Here is a 15,318-nt window from a genome sequence, read left to right on the forward strand (position 1 = left end):
TCCTTAAATCGACTGGCGAACCACATTGCGTAATTCATCGATTTTGACAAACAGCGCATCAATTTCATTGCGATAGCGACGGCTTTTCGCAAATAAGCTTAATGCCCGGTTATATTCCAGCATTAATTGTTTTTGCGTTTCGCCATCACGCGGATTAATAGCCAGCTGCTGCTCCAGTTGCGTTATTTTCTCGCGACTTAATTCCGCCAGATGATCCTGCTGCTGCTCGCTGGGTTGTTCCACAGCCGGAGACTTTTTTAAGAATCCAAACATAGGCTCTCCTGCCCCGTAGCATGTCGGGGTGGCTCAGATTAATAGGTAATTATAAAAGGTTTGAGGCAATAAGCCGGTGATGGCGAAACGGGCGATTACCGGAATAACTGCATCTTCTCTACCAGCACACTGGTTACCGCATCATTGGCCGGCACCAGGAAATTACGCACGCTGTCATTGATCTTGCCTTTTTCAAAGGTCGATTTGCACTGCGCCACCCATTGAACATTCATTTCGGTGCCGACATTGACCTTCTCAATACCGCTGCTGACCGCCAGCCGCATATCTTCATCGCTGACGCCGGTGCCGCCGTGCAGCACCAGTGGCGTGTGGGTTGCCGCCGTGATATCTGCCAGCCGCTGATGCTGAATATGCGCTTTACCGGTGTAAAGCCCATGCACGGTGCCGATGGAGATCGCCAGCATATCGACGCCGGTCTCTTCGACAAAGCGGCGCGCATCTTCCACCGGCGTAAACGCAATCGCCTCCATCTCCACACATTTACCATCTTCCGAGCCGCCAATCGCGCCCAGCTCCGCTTCTACCGAAACATTGTGCGGACGCGCCATATCAATCACCCGGCGGGTGTTGGCAATATTCTCCTCAATTGACAGATGGGACCCGTCATACATCACGGAACTGAATCCGGCATCAATCGCTGTCTGAATTGCCGCTAAATCGGAACAGTGATCGAGATGCAGACAGGTCGGGACATTCATACTCTCTGACAGCGATTTAATGGCATCGACCAGTAATTTATGGCCGAGATATTTTGCCGTGCCGGTGGAGATCTGAATCATTAACGGACTATTGGTTTTCTCTGCCGCTTTAAAATAGGCGGGCAGCATCTCCAGGCAGTGAAGATTAAAAGAACCCACCGCTTTAAAGTCGCGCTGTTTAGCCAGCTGTAACAGATCGGCGAAGTTATAAAGTTTCATGGATTTTTTCCTCTTGAGGTTTTGTGGATTTGCCATTAACAAACCAGGCAAGCGCGGTAACAAAGGCAATAAACAGAGCAACGAACAGCCAGTTATTCTGGAAGGCGTGGCCGAGCACCAGGCCGGTACTGATGACATCTGAGTCACTGAAGGTCACACCGGTGAAGCCATAGCTCTCCAGCATCGGCACCAGGATCGCGGGCAGAATGGTGATAAAGAGGCCGTGGACGAAGCCGCCGATCATCGCGCCGCGCCGTCCGCCCATGGCATTACCAAATACCCCGGCGGTGCCACCGGCAAAGAAGTTGGTCAGCAGGCCAGGCAGAATCATCGCCAGACCAAACATCGGGAAGACGAGCATGCCGACAATTGAGCCGAGCGTGGTGGCGAGAAAGCCAACAATCACCGCGTTCGGGGCATAGGGAAACATCACCGGGCAGTCCAGCGCCGGTTTGGCATCCGGCACGACACGCATGGCGATACCGCGGAAGGCAGGCACCAGCTCGTTCAGCAATAGACGAACGCCGCTGTAGAGCACAAAGACTCCGGCCACGAACTGAATCGACTGCATAAAGGCGTACATCAGGTAGTTCATGCCGTTGCTGTACTGGGCGATAAACGCCGGACCGGCCGCCACAGCGGGGATCAGGTACATCGGCACCATCACCAGCGCCATCGACAGATAGGTATCCTGCAGAAACTTGAAGTTATCGGGCAGCTTCAGATCTTCAGTGGATCGCGATCCTTTGCCGACCACTTTGGCGACCGCCGCCGTGACCAGATAACCAATGGTGCAGAAGTGACCCAGGGCAACATCGTCTGAATCGGTAATACGTCGTACCACCGGCTGCGCCAGCGCAGGCATCACCACGGCCATGATCCCGCCAAAGATACCGCCGGTCAGGATCAGCGGCAGACCGGTCAGCCCCGCTTTATAGCCAATCACCGCGCCAATCGTCGCCATCCACAGCAGGGCCTGGCCGGTGAGGAAGATGTACTTAAAGGGCGTCAGTCGCGCGATGATGATATTGACGATAAAGATCACCAGCAGCGTCAGTGCCACTTCAGACCCCAGCTCACGGTTAGCCAGCCCGGCAATGGCGGCAACATCGGTGATATAGCCGCGCATGCCAAAGCCGTGGGTAAAAATGGTATTGAGGAACGTCAGGGTTCCCACAATAATATTGATACCCGCCATCATAATTAAAAAACCGAGCAGGGTTTTAAAGGTGCCTTCCACCACCTTGCCTGCGGATTTCTTTTGCAGCAGCAGACCAATCAGGGCAATAAAGGCGATCAGAATAGACGCCTGCCCCAGCAGATCTTTTACCAGGAAGTCGATCACACTATTCATGGGCGGCGACCTTTACGTTGCGTTCTTTTAAAAAGGCCAGGATCTTCTGCTCTATTTCCGCTTTATCGGTGAGCCGGTTAAGAATAATGACCCGCTTAATCTGTTCCGGACTGGCGTCGGCATTTAACACATCGGCAAAGGCTTTTTGCGTCAGAATCATGTCCGACTTAAAGGCATTCGCTTCTGAAATGGTGGTGTGATCGATATCGGCCTCAATCTCCAGTTTTTTTAAAACCGCTTTTGCGCTCATCTCAATCGCAAAACTGGATCCTAAGCCACAACCACAGACACATAATATTTTCAGCATGGTTTTCTCCTCACAATATATTGAGTTGTTTAGCGAGTTTGTAATGGTGCCCGTCAATATCGACCAGGCGTTTTTGCATGCTTATTAAATCAATCGGAATCGGTTTATTGCTGCCGTTAATAATGACCGCTTTATTCCGCATGCCTGACTGAATACAACGCACCACTTCACTGGCCATAATGGTGCCCTGATAAATCTCTTCGCAGGTGGGATCACCATTCCGCAGCCCGTAACCGAGGATAGTTTTACGGACGCGTACGCCAATAAGCGGCTCAAGCTGTTTGATTAAGGTGTCGATAGCCCCCTGAAAACCGGGCGAATATTCGCGGGTGTAGCCTTCTGAACAGAGAATGATCACGCTGTTCTGTTCTGCCAGTCGCTGGGTGATGCGCTGCGCCAGCTGTGGCAAAGGAATCTGGCACTCCGGGATCAGCGCAATGTCCGCATTGGATTTAATCGCCGACTGCAGGGTTAATTCGCCGCAGTAGCCGCCGAGTAACTCCAGCATAAATACCCGGCCAGGTAAGGCGCGCCCGGTATTCCGCAGTTTCGCGACCTCTTTTAATACCTGCTCGCAGGCGGTGGAAAAACCCAGGGTGTAATCACTGCCGAAGACATCATTATCGATGGTCATGCCGACGCCGAAACAATTAACGCCAGACTCCGACAGGGTATGGAGAAATTGCAGCGACCCGTCACCGCCCGCCATAATTAACACTTCAATACGGGCGCTTTTCAGCTGGCGGGCAATACATTCATATTCGCTGCGCACCAGTTTCTTTTGCGTGCGTCCCGATTGCATAACCGGAATTGAGGCGATGGCAAAGTCGAGCAGATCACGCTGGCTGATATCACGATGGTTATTTGCCAGCAGGCCGGGAATGCCACCATCAAATATCACGATCTCCGCCTGCGTCAGACGCCCTAACTGGAAGACAAAATTATTAATGCCGGTTACATCACCGCCACTGATCACCATTCCAATTCGCATTTCCCTCACCTCGCTGGCTTAATCTGCTGAGGGCCATTCTTCCGGTTCGTGGGGTTGCTATTTGCAGAGGAGATCACAGTTACGAGCGGTATTTTTTGGGCGGGGTTATTGACAGGGGTGTCTGAACGGCGGTTTTTGAGATCAAAATCACACTATTTGCGGGAAGGCCGATTTGAGTGAAACGATATAAATCAATGAGTTAGTTCAGAGGGCATCTGAATTTTATTTCGCCACACAGCGGCACAGAGTGGCTTATTCCGTGCTGTTGCAAATTTGTGACTTTCGCCTCATTTTTCCCGGTTCCGGGCCAGATAAAGCGTTCACAAAATAGTTGATGAGGAGATATCCCGATTATTTTATGGCAGATAAACAGGCGGGAAGAATAGATTTCAGAGGGGAAGAAGGCGCGGAAAAAACGAATAAGGGACGTAGCTGCAAGCCACTACGCCCCAAAAAGCTTACTTGGCGTAGGCTTCAGTAGACAAAGTCAGAGTGACTTCGTCGCTTACCGCTGGGACATATTTGTCCAGCTTGAAGTCAGAACGCTTGATGGTGCCGGTGGCATCAAAACCAATCGCCTGCTTTTTCACCATCGGATGCTCGCCCTGCTTGTTCAGCGTCGCGTGCAGCGTAACTGGCTTGGTGATCCCTTTCAGGGTCAGGTTGCCTTCAACATCAAATTTGTTGTCGCCCTTCGCCACCACTTTGGTGCTGTGGAAGGTCGCAGTCGGATATTTAGCGGTGTCGAAGTACTCAGCGCCTTTGAATTCTTTGGTCAGCGCAGCCACGTGGCTGTCGATTTTGCTGACTGGCAGGGTCACGTCAACGCGTGATGCCTCTGGATGATCTTTATCAAACACCAGGTTACCGGTTGCATCAGGGATATCAGCGGTAGGGTTTGAGAAGCCGAAGTGGTTCCAGGCAACAATTACCGACGTATGCTCAGGATTCAGCTGGTAGTGCATCGCCTCAGCCTGAGACAACGGGGCGTAGAGGGTGGCAGCGGCTAACAGGGGCAGTGCAATACGTTTGAAGTTTTTCACGGTCAATTCCTTATGCGGACAAAGTGAATTGAGTGTGGTCCAGTTCGCCCGGAATAGACAGTGAAGAGATTTGTAGGTAATTTTCAAATAAATTCAGCAACTTTATACCGGGCGCTACACATTCTCGCCGCCGGTGAACAGCACCCGCCAGCGGCGGCGATCCTGAATCAGCGTGCGGTGAAGCTGTTGCAGATCCGCAAGTGTCAGCGCCTCAATCTGCGCCGCATCCGGTTCTGCCAGGCCATTGTCTGCGCGTAAGCACGCCAGTGGCTGATCCACTTCCCGGCTCAGAAGACGCGCTTTCAGTGCCGCCAGATCGTAACCCGCCAGCGTCTCGTTCAGTGACCGCAGGAAGTTGCGGCAGTAGCGCAGCAGTGACAGCGCGCTGTAATCGGGCGACTGCAGCGCAAACAGCACCCCATCTTCATCGGCACAGCGCATATAGCGGCTGCTCACCACATAACCGATAGGCTGCTCAACGCGATAGCGCTGGAAAAAGCGCGGCTCGTAGATCAGCGCCAGCGCGCGAAGCGCCGCCAGCTGTTCAGGTCGATGCAGCGGGATAAACAGCAGCAGAGCATTGTCCGCGCTGCCGTGTGGCAGGCGCGTCATACCGGTTTGCGTCGTCATGCGCTTTGGCGGCGTGTCAGGGTTAACCGGCAGCGACAGTGCGCTAAGCCGCCGGGCAATCAATGAATGCAGTGCCGCGTTGCCGCCTTTCAGCGCCGCCCGCCAGCAATGTGGCGTAATAGTGGCGGCCAGCTGCCAGGGCAACTGCCGCAGCAGTGCACGAATCGCGATGCTTTCACCCGAAGAAGGCTGCGCCGCCTCAACCGGCAGCGTCAGTGCGGCGACGATCTGGCTCAGCGCCCGGTCAGCCACTGCCTCATCCGGCGTCAGTTGTAGCGTCAGTTGCCACACGCCCTCCACTTCCTGCCAGCTGCCGTTGCCGCCCTGATGACGCAACGCGGCAAACAGCGGACGTAACCGCCGCCCCAGCGCTTCCCCTGTCGCTTCGGTGAACGTTGACCAGAACTCTGGTCGCAGGATCAGCGTCGCCTGCAGGTCGTCAGGCTGATAATGCGGCAATGCCACCGCCTGTGCGGGCAGCGGCTCAGACGTCAAGGCGGTCTCGAACGGATAGAATGTGAAATTCGCCGGAGGTAGCGCCTCAGACGGTGCTGGTTGCCAGGCGGTCAGCGCAAGGCTGAATCCCTGTGTCTGAAGGGTTTCCTCAGCCGGGTGCGACGTGCAGAACAGCAGCGTGCCCGGCGCGTCGGTGAGACGCGCCAGCAGCGGCTGTAACGCAGGCACGGCTTCATCTGGCGCAAAGCCGATTGCGCGCTGGCGTAACTGCTCCATCGGTGACAGTGTCACAAATCGCTGCTGCGCCAGATGGTGATAGTGTTGATGTTGTGGCTTATTCGTCTGGCGCAGTGCCTCCAGATAACGGTCGATCAAGACATTAACGGTTTCGGGTTGATGCGTTTCAACGCCCAGCGCCAGCCAGAGCGCGCCTCCCGCCTGATAGATCCACTTCAGCTCCAGCGACTCCGCCAGCCCCTGCTCACGAAGGGTAGCCAGCAGCGATCCGGGTGCTTCATCCAGCAGAAATTCACGCCATAACGTGACACCGTCACTGTTATCCAGTATCCAGCTGCGCCATAGCGCCCCAGGTGCGGTCTCTGCCAGCTGCCAGCAGGTATCGCTGGTCAGCTGCGGCGGTGGCAGATCCTGTCGCCACTGACCGGAGGGCAGCGCGGCAGCAACGTTACGCGCCAGCTGTTCCAGCTCATCCAGTGAGTGCGGCCCCTGCAGCCAGAGCCGCATATTGCTGGCGAAGTAGTAGCGCTGGTGGAACTGGCGCAGGGCCCGCTGTAGCGCAGAGAGCTCATCGCCAAAACTCGCCCGGCTGCCAATATGGAACCGGTGGAATTCCGCAGGTGACGCGGCGGCGTGCAGCAGTGCCGCTTCAATGCGTGACGGCTGATGACGCTGCAATAGCTGATATTCCGCATCAATCACCGCCACTTCCTGACCGATTGCCTGATTATCAAGCAGCGGATGGCAGACCATATCCTGCAGCCGCGCCAGCCCTTCAGCCAGCAGCGACGGCGTAACCTCAAAAAAGAACGCGCTGCGCCGGGCCAGCGTGGTGGCGTTAACCCTGCCACCCTGCGTCTGAATCCAGCTCATCAACCGGCCCTCATCAGGCCAGCCGGTGCTGCCGGTGAACAGCAGATGTTCAAGCAGATGCGCCAGTCCGGGCCAGCGATCGGGTTCGTCGTGACTCCCCGCGCCCACCTGAATCAGGGCGGCGGCCTGGCTGGCATCGGGCTGATGCACCAGTTCAACCGTCAGACCGTTTATCTCCAGGCAACGCGTTTTCATCAGAGGTTCCGTGTTTTATAGATCAATTGTGAGTTGCTGCGGTTACGGAACTGCAGCTGACCAATTTTAATGTCGCTGCAATCCGCCTCACGCCGGGCGTCAAGGATTTTGCCGTGATGCGGTGATTTGCTGCAGACCGGATCGGTGTTGTCGGCATTGCCGGTCAGCATGTAAGCCTGACAGCGACAGCCGCCAAAATCTTTCTCTTTCTCATCACAGGAGCGGCATGGCTCTGGCATCCAGTCAAAACCGCGATAACGGTTGAAGCCGAATGAGTTATACCAGATATCGTCCAGACTTTGCGTCAGCACTGAGGGAAATTCTACCGGGAGCTGACGCGCACTGTGACACGGCAGCGCGGTGCCCTCTGGCGTAACGCTGAGGAAGATGGCGCCCCAGCCACCCATGCAGGGCTTAGGGCGCTCTTCGTAGTAGTCTGGCGTCACAAACAGCAGGTTGGTCAGATTGCCGGTGGTGCTCATCCGCTCGCGGTAGGTTTTCACCACCGCCTCTGCGCGGGCGATCTGCTCGCGGGTGGGCAGCAGGCCTTCACGGTTAAGCTGCGCCCAGCCGTAGAACTGACAGGTCGCCAGTTCTACGTCATCCGCTTCCAGCTCAATGCAGAGATCGATGATCCTGTCGATCTGGTCGATGTTATGACGATGCAGAACAAAGTTCAGCACCATCGGATAGCCGTGGGCTTTCACCGCTTTCGCCATCTCCAGCTTCTGCTGAAACGCTTTTTTCGAACCGGCCAGCGCCGCATTCAGGGTTTCGTCACTCGCCTGGAAGCTGATCTGGATATGATCCAGCCCCGCCTCGCTGAACGCATCCAGCTTCTTCTCCGTCAGGCCGATGCCCGAGGTGATCAGGTTGGTGTAGAAGCCAAGGTCGCGCGCCGCTTTGATCAGCTCCGGCAGATCTTTACGGACCAGCGGCTCGCCGCCGGAGAATCCGAGCTGCACGCTGCCCATCGCCCGCGCCTGACGAAACACCTCAATCCACTGCTCGGTGGTCAGCTCCTTCTCCTGCTGGGCGAAATCCAGCGGGTTGGAGCAGTAGGGACACTGCAGCGGACAGCGATAGGTCAGCTCGGCCAGCAGCCAGAGCGGCGGATTCACGTCAGGTTTATGCGGGGTCACGGAACTGTATCCACTTCTGTTCATAGGCTGATTGCAGGAACTCTAAAACATCTGCACCCACGCCGCCCGCTTCCGGAAAACGGCTATCCAGCGTTGCGATAATCGCGGCGATATTCTGCTTGCCATCCACCAGCTCAAGGATGGCGGCGGCGGTTTCGTTCAGCTTCGCCATGCCTTCGGGATAGAGCACCACATGAGTATCCTGGGCGGCTTCCCACTGCATACGGTAGCCGCGACGAAACGCGGCAATCGAGTTTTCATTCATCTGTTATACCAGTCGGGTGGTGTGCCACGCCGCTTTATCAGTCACGGTGTGATAAGGCGGACGTTTCAGCTCGTATGCCATGGTCATGGCGTCCAGCATGCTCCATAAAATATCGAGCTTAAACTGCAAAATTTCCAGCATGCGGTTCTGCGTCTCAGCGGTGGTGAAATATTCCAGCGCCAGCGCCAGGCCATGTTCCACATCGCGGTTCGCCTGACCCAGACGACTGCGGAAGTAGAAATAGCCCTCTTCTTTGATCCACGGATAGTGCTGCGGCCAGCTGTCGAGCCGTGACTGGTGGATCTGCGGGGCGAACAGCTCGGTGAGTGAGCTGCAGGCTGCCTCCTGCCAGTTGGCGCGGCGGGCAAAGTTAATATACGCATCCACCGCAAACCGCACGCCTGGTAGCACATGCTGCTCTGAAAGTAGTTCTTCGCGCGTCAGCCCGACCGCCTCGCCCAGCCGCAGCCAGGCCTCAATGCCACCCTCTTCGCCGTTGCTGCCGTCGTGGTCGAGGATGCGCTGCACCCATTTACGGCGGGTAGCCGGATCGGGGCAGTTGGCCATGATCGCCGCATCTTTCAGCGGAATGGTGGTCTGGTAATAGAAACGATTCGCCACCCAGCCCTGAATCTGCTCGCGCGTGGCCTGACCGTTATGCATCGCGATGTGATACGGGTGATGGATATGGTAGTAAGCGCCTTTGTCGCGCAGGGCCTGTTCAAAAGCCTGCGGCGACAGCGTGTCAGTGATCTGCATGTTTTAGCCCTGAAGGTGGATCGCCATTCCGTCCCAGCTCACCTCTATTCCCTGCTCCGTCAGAAACTGACGCTGCGGTGATTGCTCGTTAAGGATCGGATTGGTGTTGTTAATGTGGATCAGAATTTTGCGTTTTGCCGGCAGCGATGCCAGCAGCGCCATCAGCCCCTGCTCTTCCGCCAGCGCCAGATGGCCCATCGCCTTGCCGGTGTTGTGTCCCACGCCGGTGGTCAGCAGCTCATCATCCTGCCAGACGGTGCCATCAATCAGCAGGCAATCCGCTTTTTGCAGCCACGGCAGGATCACCGCATCCGGCTCGCCCAGGCCTGGCGCGTAGAGCAGCGTCTGGCCATTCGCGCGGTTTTCAATAAACAGCGCCACGTTATGGCCCGGCAGCGGCCGGTCGCGATACGGCGAGTAAGGCGGTGCATTACTGATAATCGGAATCGCGGTGAACTGAAGATCATCACAGACATCGACGCTGAACGGCGTCAGTGGCGCAATGGGACGGTGCTGTAAGCCTCCATTCCAGTGGGTGAGCATAGGAAATATCGGGAAGCCGGTGCTGAGGTCACCATGCACTTCCGGCGTGCACCACACCTGATGCGGACAGCCCTCACGCAGGCTCAGCAGCCCGGTGGTGTGATCGATCTGGCTGTCGGTAAGGATAATCGCGCCGATCGCCGTGCCGCGTAACACCCCTTTGTGGGTCAGTTCTGGCGTATGCAGGATCTGCTGGCTGATGTCGGGTGAAGCGTTGCATAACACCCAATCTTCGCCGTTATCGCTGAGGATAATCGACGATTGCGTGCGTGCCTGGGCCTGAATCGTGCCGTTACGCACGCCGTGGCAGTTGGCGCAGTTACAGTTCCACTGCGGAAACCCGCCGCCCGCGGCTGAACCGAGGATTTTGATAAACATAGAGGAAAACCAGAAGTTGAAAAAAAATGCCCGCTCAGAGGGCGGGCAGAACGATTAACGGTTGGAGATGTAGAGAGTCACTTCCAGACCGAGACGCATATCAACGAAAGTTGGTTTTTTCCACATGAGTTACTTCCTCTTGGTTAACAGTAAATGAGCTGCCTGAAATCAGTGTGACCGGCATTGAATGAGACCGCCGTCACAATTTCCAGGCAGATGTTGCGCCAATGGCGCGTCGGGATCAAGCCCGGAACATCAGGAAATTGTTATCACAGCCCGGTCAGATGTAAAACCCGCTGCCAGTTTCCCCATGCCAGTTTCTCTGTCAGTGTCTGATCATAGCCCGCTTCCTGAAAAGCAGCGAGCAATCGCGGCAATCCGCTGACGTCGCCCAGCGCAGCCGGTGGGGTAATCCCGTCGAAATCAGAGCCAAAGGCTACATGGTCGCTGCCCATTATCTTCAACAAGTGATCACAATGCTTAACAATTTCTGTTAATGGCGTGTCAGCGTCGCGTTTACCGTCAGCGCGCAGAAAAGCGTTGCCGAAATTAATGCCGACCAGACCGCCGCTGTCGCGGATTGCCACCAGCTGATCATTCGTCAGATTACGCGGCTGCGGACAGAGAGCATGCGCGTTGGAGTGGCTGGCGACCAGCGGCGCGCTGGAGAGCCGGGCGGTGTCCCAAAAGGCTTTTGTATTCATATGCGACACGTCAATCATCATCTTCAGGTCACTCGCCTGCTGAATCAGCCTCTCTCCGGCGCGGGTCAGGCCTGGCCCGGTGTCGGGCGAGCCAGGAAAGGTGCCGCTAACGCCTTCACCAAAGCGGCTGGCCAGATTCCAGAATGGCCCGATGCTGCGCACCCCCGCCTGCCAGAAGGCGTGCAGCTGTTCGCCCTCCTCATCCAGCGCATCAGCACCTTCGATGTGTGCCACCATCGCCAGTACGCCTGCGGCGCGGCAGGCGGCGATCTCGTCATGGCTGCGGCAGAGTCGCGCCCGCCCGCCTGACGCATCAGCCAGCTGCTGCAGGATCTCAAGCTGTTGCCACATGATCTGAAGCGGTTGAAACGGCTCGTCGGCACGTGCCGGAACGGTGCGGGCAATGTACTCCTGCGGAGGCACAAAGATTGCAAACAGCCCGCCGCCGAGCCCGCCCTGCTGAATGCGCGGAAAATCGAGGTGGCCCCGTTCAATCCCCTGATAAAACGCCTGCGCGGGCGCATCACGATGATGCAGCCAGAGATTAAGCAACAGATCGTTGTGACCGTCAAAAATCAGCATATGAGTCCACCCAAATAAACAGGCGACCATGCTAACCCTGCCCGGCGGATTCACCAAACCAGAGCGCACGCAGGGCCACGCAGGGCCACGCAGGCCACGCAGGTCATGCAGGTCATGCAGGTCATGCAGGTCATGCAGGTCATGCAGGGTATTGTCACTTTTGCGCGTCAGGTTGTCAGCCCTGCGCGCGCGGACCCGGAGGCGTGTCGGCAGACTGGTAAAAAAACCACAGGAGACTCTTATGCTGACCCGACCCGCTGATAAATATCGTCCCTCCCCGCTGATCGCCCTGCCCGATCGCCAGTGGCCCTCACGCCAGCTGACCCAGGCGCCGCGCTGGCTCTCCACCGATTTGCGTGACGGCAATCAGGCGCTGGCAGAACCGATGGATCGGGAACGCAAAATGGCCTTCTGGGATCTGCTGCTGCGCTGCGGGTTCCGGGAGATCGAGGTCGCCTTTCCCTCTGCGTCGCAGACGGATTTCGATTTCGTCCGTGACCTGATTGAGCAGCAGCGTATCCCGGAGGATGTGACGTTACAGGTGCTGACTCAGGCGCGTGAGGACCTGATTGCCCGCACGTTTGTGGCGCTGCAGGGTGTGCCACGCGCCATCGTACATCTCTATAACGCCACCGCGCCGCTGTTTCGCGAGCGGGTATTTAAACAGAGCAAAGCGGAAATCGTGGCGCTGGCCACCGCTGGTGCACGGCAGATCCGCGCCGAATGCGAGGCGCAGCCGGAAACTCAATGGACCTTTGAATATTCGCCAGAGACCTTCTGCTTTACCGAGCCGGAGTTTGTGCTGGAGATCTGCGAGGCGGTAGCCGATGTCTGGCAACCGGACGCCCAGCGCCCGATGATCATTAACCTTCCTGCCACGGTAGAGGTGAATACCCCCAACGTTTATGCCGATCAGATTGAGTTTTTCTGCCGTCACTTCAGCCGCCGTGATGCCGTCTGCATCAGCGTGCATCCGCACAACGATCGCGGCACCGGCGTCGCCTGCGCAGAACTGGCGCTGCTGGCGGGCGCTGACCGGGTCGAGGGCTGTCTGTTTGGTAACGGTGAACGCACCGGCAATGTGGACCTGGTGACGCTGGCGCTAAATCTCTATACCCAGGGCGTTTCGCCCCAGCTCGATTTTAGCCAGATGCATGAGGTGATTGAAGTGGTAACCCGCTGCAACCAGCTGCCGGTTCATCCGCGCCATCCCTATGCGGGCGAGCTGGTCTTCACCGCCTTCTCTGGTTCTCATCAGGATGCAATTAAAAAAGGGGTTGCCATCCGCGCTCAGCAGCAGGAGACAGAGTGGCAGATGCCTTACCTGCCGCTGGACCCGGCCGACATTGGCTGTAGCTATGAGGCGGTGATCCGCGTTAACAGCCAGTCGGGAAAAAGCGGGGCCGCCTGGCTGCTGGAGCAGAATCACGGGTTACAAATGCCGCGAGCGCTGCAGCAGGATTTCAGCCGCTGTGTTCAGCAGGAGACTGACCGGCACGGCGGAGAGATGACGCACTACGCGCTGTGGCAGCTCTTCTGCCGCCAGTATGGCGTCACGCAGCCCGCGGTGGCCTTACAGCGGGCTGACAGCCAGAGTGACAGCGGCGGGCAGACGCAGATTAGCGCCAGCGTGGTGTATCAGACGCAATCGCTGATGCTGACCGGCAGCGGCAACGGCTGGCTGTCGGCGGCGGTCAATGCCCTGCGCAGCGCGTTTGATCTGCATCTGACCATTGAGGACTATCATGAGCATACGCTGGGACGACGCAGTGACAGCCGCTCGGTGGCCTATATCAGCTGCGTGGATGCCCGTGGCGCGCGAGCCTGGGGAGTGAGTATCGACAATGACACCGCCCGCGCCGCCCTGCAGGCGCTGCTCAGCGCGGCAGGCCAGTTTCTGCAGGCGGAAAATAGTCAGTCGGAGAGACGCCCAGCAGACGACGAAACATCGCACTAAACGCGCTGGGACTTTCATAGCCCAGTTCCAGCGCCACCCGCAGCACGGAGTCGCCCTGAGCCAGTCGCGTCAGGGCGATAGCCAGTCGGGCGCGCCGCACCCAGTCGCTGAACTGCAGGCCGGTTTCACGCATAAAATGGCGGGCCAGAGTGCGGCCCGAGACATTCAGGTGGGCACTGGCCCGCAGCAGCGTCCAGCTCTCACCGGGCGTCTGCTGAATCAGCTCGCACAGCGCCTGTAAACGGGGACTGTCGGGCGTTGGCAGCGCAAAGGGCAGCACATCCATGCCGCGGATTTCATCCAGAATCAACTCCATCACCCGCTCGGCCCGACTGCCTGCGGCGTAACGCTCTGGCAGGCTCAGCGCCGTGACAATCAGCTCGCGCAGCAGCGGTGAGATTTGCACCACCTGACAACTGGCGGGCAGATCGGCGCGCGCCAGCGGATCGATAAACAGCGTGCGCGCCGCCACACTGCCGGTAATCTGCAGCGCATGACGGGTAAATGCGGGCAGCCAGACGCCGCGACTCGGCGGCACAATCCAGCTGCCATACTCCGTCTCTACCCTTACCACGCCGCTCAGGGTGTGGATCAGCTGGGCACAGGCGTGCTGGTGCCAGGGTTCGCTGGCACCGTGCAGATAATCGTGCGCCAGCGGCACCAGCGGACGCGTGCTGAAGTCAAAATGCTGCTGACTCATTGCGCCTTCAGGTAGCGGTAGATCACCGCCAGATCCTCTTCACCGTGTCCGGCCTCCACCGCCTGCTGCCAGAGTTGTGCGATATTCTCCAGCGCCGGCAGCGGCGTCTCTGCGGCATCCAGCGCCAGGCGGGCATCTTTCAGCGCCCAGACCAGATGCATCTGCGGCGTGAAGTCGTCGCTGGCGATCATCCCGAGCTTCATTTTTGCATACGGTGCGGCCAGCGGACCGCCCTCCAGCACCTGCCAGAGATCGTCGGTGGAAAAGCCGAACTGCTCTGCCAGCCGGGTACTCTCCGCCAGGCTTTGCATCATGCCAATCAGCCAGCTGTTGATGACCAGCTTCATCCGGGTGCTTTTTCCCGCCTCACCCAGCCACTGGGTACCTTTACTGATGGCAGCAAACACCGCTTCTGCGGCCTGCGCCCGGCTCTGATCGCCGCTGGCCAGCACCAGAATCTGCGCATTCTCTGCTGGCGCTTTGGTGCCGGAGACTGGCGCATCGATCAGTAACAAATCGGGGCGTTTTTCTGCGAAAAAGGCGATCAGCGCGTCGGTTTTTTCTACGCCGATGGTGCCCATCTGGCAGAGCGTCGCGCCCTGCTTAAACGCCTCTTTGACCTGATGCAGCACCTGCTCAGTGGTGTCGCCATCAGACAGCATGGCGATCACGACATCTGCTTCACGCACCGCCTCGGCTGGCGAGTCAGCCAGCTGCAAACCCGCATCCAGCAGATCTTCGCCGCGCGCGCGGGTGCGGTTCCAGCCATGAACGTGAAAGCCTTTTTTCAGCAGGTTTGCGGCAAATGCGTGCCCCATTGCGCCTAATCCCAGAACCGCCACTTCAGGTTGTTTCATGCTGACTCCCGTGAGTTTTTTTGTCTGCATCCGGGTGAATCGGACGCCATATCACTGCAAAAGATGGATTCCAGCCTGGCGGTAAACAGAGAAAAAATCCAGCCCGAAACGATGTACCCCAGCGCATCAAACCC

The 15,318-nt window shown here is 57.5% G+C and carries 16 protein-coding genes; 1 reads left to right on the top strand and 15 read right to left on the bottom strand.

The window, feature by feature from the left end:
- Positions 1-3: 3 nt before the first annotated feature.
- The 13 genes from ACO6VX_RS05255 to ACO6VX_RS05315 all read right to left on the bottom strand — a co-directional run bounded on the left by ACO6VX_RS05255 (position 4) and on the right by ACO6VX_RS05315 (position 11,670).
- A complete protein-coding gene (locus ACO6VX_RS05255; protein WP_010245053.1) occupies positions 4-273 on the bottom strand; it encodes a hypothetical protein in 270 nt (89 codons plus the stop codon).
- Between the two features lie 95 nt (positions 274-368).
- A complete protein-coding gene (locus ACO6VX_RS05260; RefSeq protein ID WP_422457837.1) occupies positions 369-1,211 on the bottom strand; it encodes a class II fructose-bisphosphate aldolase in 843 nt (280 codons plus the stop codon).
- Positions 1,198-2,565: a PTS sugar transporter subunit IIC gene (locus ACO6VX_RS05265; RefSeq protein ID WP_008925155.1), complete on the bottom strand. Its 1,368-nt coding sequence runs from the start codon at positions 2,563-2,565 to the stop codon at positions 1,198-1,200. Before ACO6VX_RS05265 ends, ACO6VX_RS05260 begins: the two co-directional genes overlap by 14 nt.
- On the bottom strand, positions 2,558-2,872 hold the full coding sequence (locus ACO6VX_RS05270) for a PTS sugar transporter subunit IIB (protein WP_010245062.1): 315 nt from the start codon (positions 2,870-2,872) through the stop codon (positions 2,558-2,560). Before ACO6VX_RS05270 ends, ACO6VX_RS05265 begins: the two co-directional genes overlap by 8 nt.
- A 10-nt stretch (positions 2,873-2,882) precedes the next feature.
- On the bottom strand, positions 2,883-3,863 hold the full coding sequence (locus ACO6VX_RS05275) for a 6-phosphofructokinase (RefSeq protein ID WP_022625681.1): 981 nt from the start codon (positions 3,861-3,863) through the stop codon (positions 2,883-2,885).
- A 458-nt stretch (positions 3,864-4,321) separates the two neighbouring features.
- On the bottom strand, positions 4,322-4,906 hold the full coding sequence (locus ACO6VX_RS05280; protein WP_010245067.1) for a YceI family protein: 585 nt from the start codon (positions 4,904-4,906) through the stop codon (positions 4,322-4,324).
- A gap of 114 nt (positions 4,907-5,020) precedes the next feature.
- Positions 5,021-7,297, bottom strand: a complete 2,277-nt coding sequence (pqqF, locus tag ACO6VX_RS05285; RefSeq protein WP_284672250.1) for a pyrroloquinoline quinone biosynthesis protein PqqF — start codon at positions 7,295-7,297, stop codon at positions 5,021-5,023.
- On the bottom strand, positions 7,297-8,463 hold the full coding sequence (pqqE, locus tag ACO6VX_RS05290; RefSeq protein WP_161793189.1) for a pyrroloquinoline quinone biosynthesis protein PqqE: 1,167 nt from the start codon (positions 8,461-8,463) through the stop codon (positions 7,297-7,299). The genes pqqF and pqqE overlap by 1 nt, the downstream gene beginning before the upstream one ends.
- Complete coding sequence (pqqD, locus tag ACO6VX_RS05295) at positions 8,426-8,704, bottom strand: pyrroloquinoline quinone biosynthesis peptide chaperone PqqD (protein ID WP_045140374.1); 279 nt, start codon at positions 8,702-8,704, stop codon at positions 8,426-8,428. The genes pqqE and pqqD overlap by 38 nt, the downstream gene beginning before the upstream one ends.
- A gap of 3 nt (positions 8,705-8,707) precedes the next feature.
- The gene (pqqC, locus tag ACO6VX_RS05300) at positions 8,708-9,463 is read right to left on the bottom strand and encodes a pyrroloquinoline-quinone synthase PqqC (protein WP_010245074.1); all 756 of its coding nucleotides are present in this window, start codon (positions 9,461-9,463) and stop codon (positions 8,708-8,710) included.
- A gap of 3 nt (positions 9,464-9,466) precedes the next feature.
- Positions 9,467-10,384 (bottom strand): pyrroloquinoline quinone biosynthesis protein PqqB, encoded by a 918-nt coding sequence (gene pqqB, locus ACO6VX_RS05305; protein ID WP_060680172.1) that lies wholly within the window; start codon positions 10,382-10,384, stop codon positions 9,467-9,469.
- A 54-nt stretch (positions 10,385-10,438) separates the two neighbouring features.
- Complete coding sequence (gene pqqA / locus ACO6VX_RS05310; RefSeq protein ID WP_010245082.1) at positions 10,439-10,510, bottom strand: pyrroloquinoline quinone precursor peptide PqqA; 72 nt, start codon at positions 10,508-10,510, stop codon at positions 10,439-10,441.
- A 143-nt stretch (positions 10,511-10,653) separates the two neighbouring features.
- Positions 10,654-11,670, bottom strand: coding sequence for a dipeptidase (locus ACO6VX_RS05315; protein ID WP_422457841.1), 1,017 nt, complete (start codon positions 11,668-11,670; stop codon positions 10,654-10,656).
- A 241-nt stretch (positions 11,671-11,911) separates the two neighbouring features.
- On the opposite strand from ACO6VX_RS05315, the gene leuA reads away from it, so the two are divergent.
- Entirely contained in the window at positions 11,912-13,627 is a 1,716-nt protein-coding gene (gene leuA / locus ACO6VX_RS05320) for a 2-isopropylmalate synthase (protein ID WP_422457842.1), read from the top strand.
- On the opposite strand, the gene ACO6VX_RS05325 is transcribed toward leuA, so the two are convergent.
- Entirely contained in the window at positions 13,548-14,327 is a 780-nt protein-coding gene (locus ACO6VX_RS05325; protein ID WP_010245094.1) for an AraC family transcriptional regulator, read from the bottom strand. The two genes, leuA and ACO6VX_RS05325, sit on opposite strands and share 80 nt — an antisense overlap.
- On the bottom strand, positions 14,324-15,214 hold the full coding sequence (locus tag ACO6VX_RS05330; protein WP_071785072.1) for an NAD(P)-dependent oxidoreductase: 891 nt from the start codon (positions 15,212-15,214) through the stop codon (positions 14,324-14,326). Before ACO6VX_RS05330 ends, ACO6VX_RS05325 begins: the two co-directional genes overlap by 4 nt.
- Between the last annotated feature and the right edge of the window lie 104 nt (positions 15,215-15,318).

It is taken from the genome of Pantoea sp. BJFS-204 (genome assembly GCF_049310725.1).
In the GTDB taxonomy this organism is placed as follows: Bacteria; Pseudomonadota; Gammaproteobacteria; order Enterobacterales; family Enterobacteriaceae; genus Pantoea; species Pantoea agglomerans.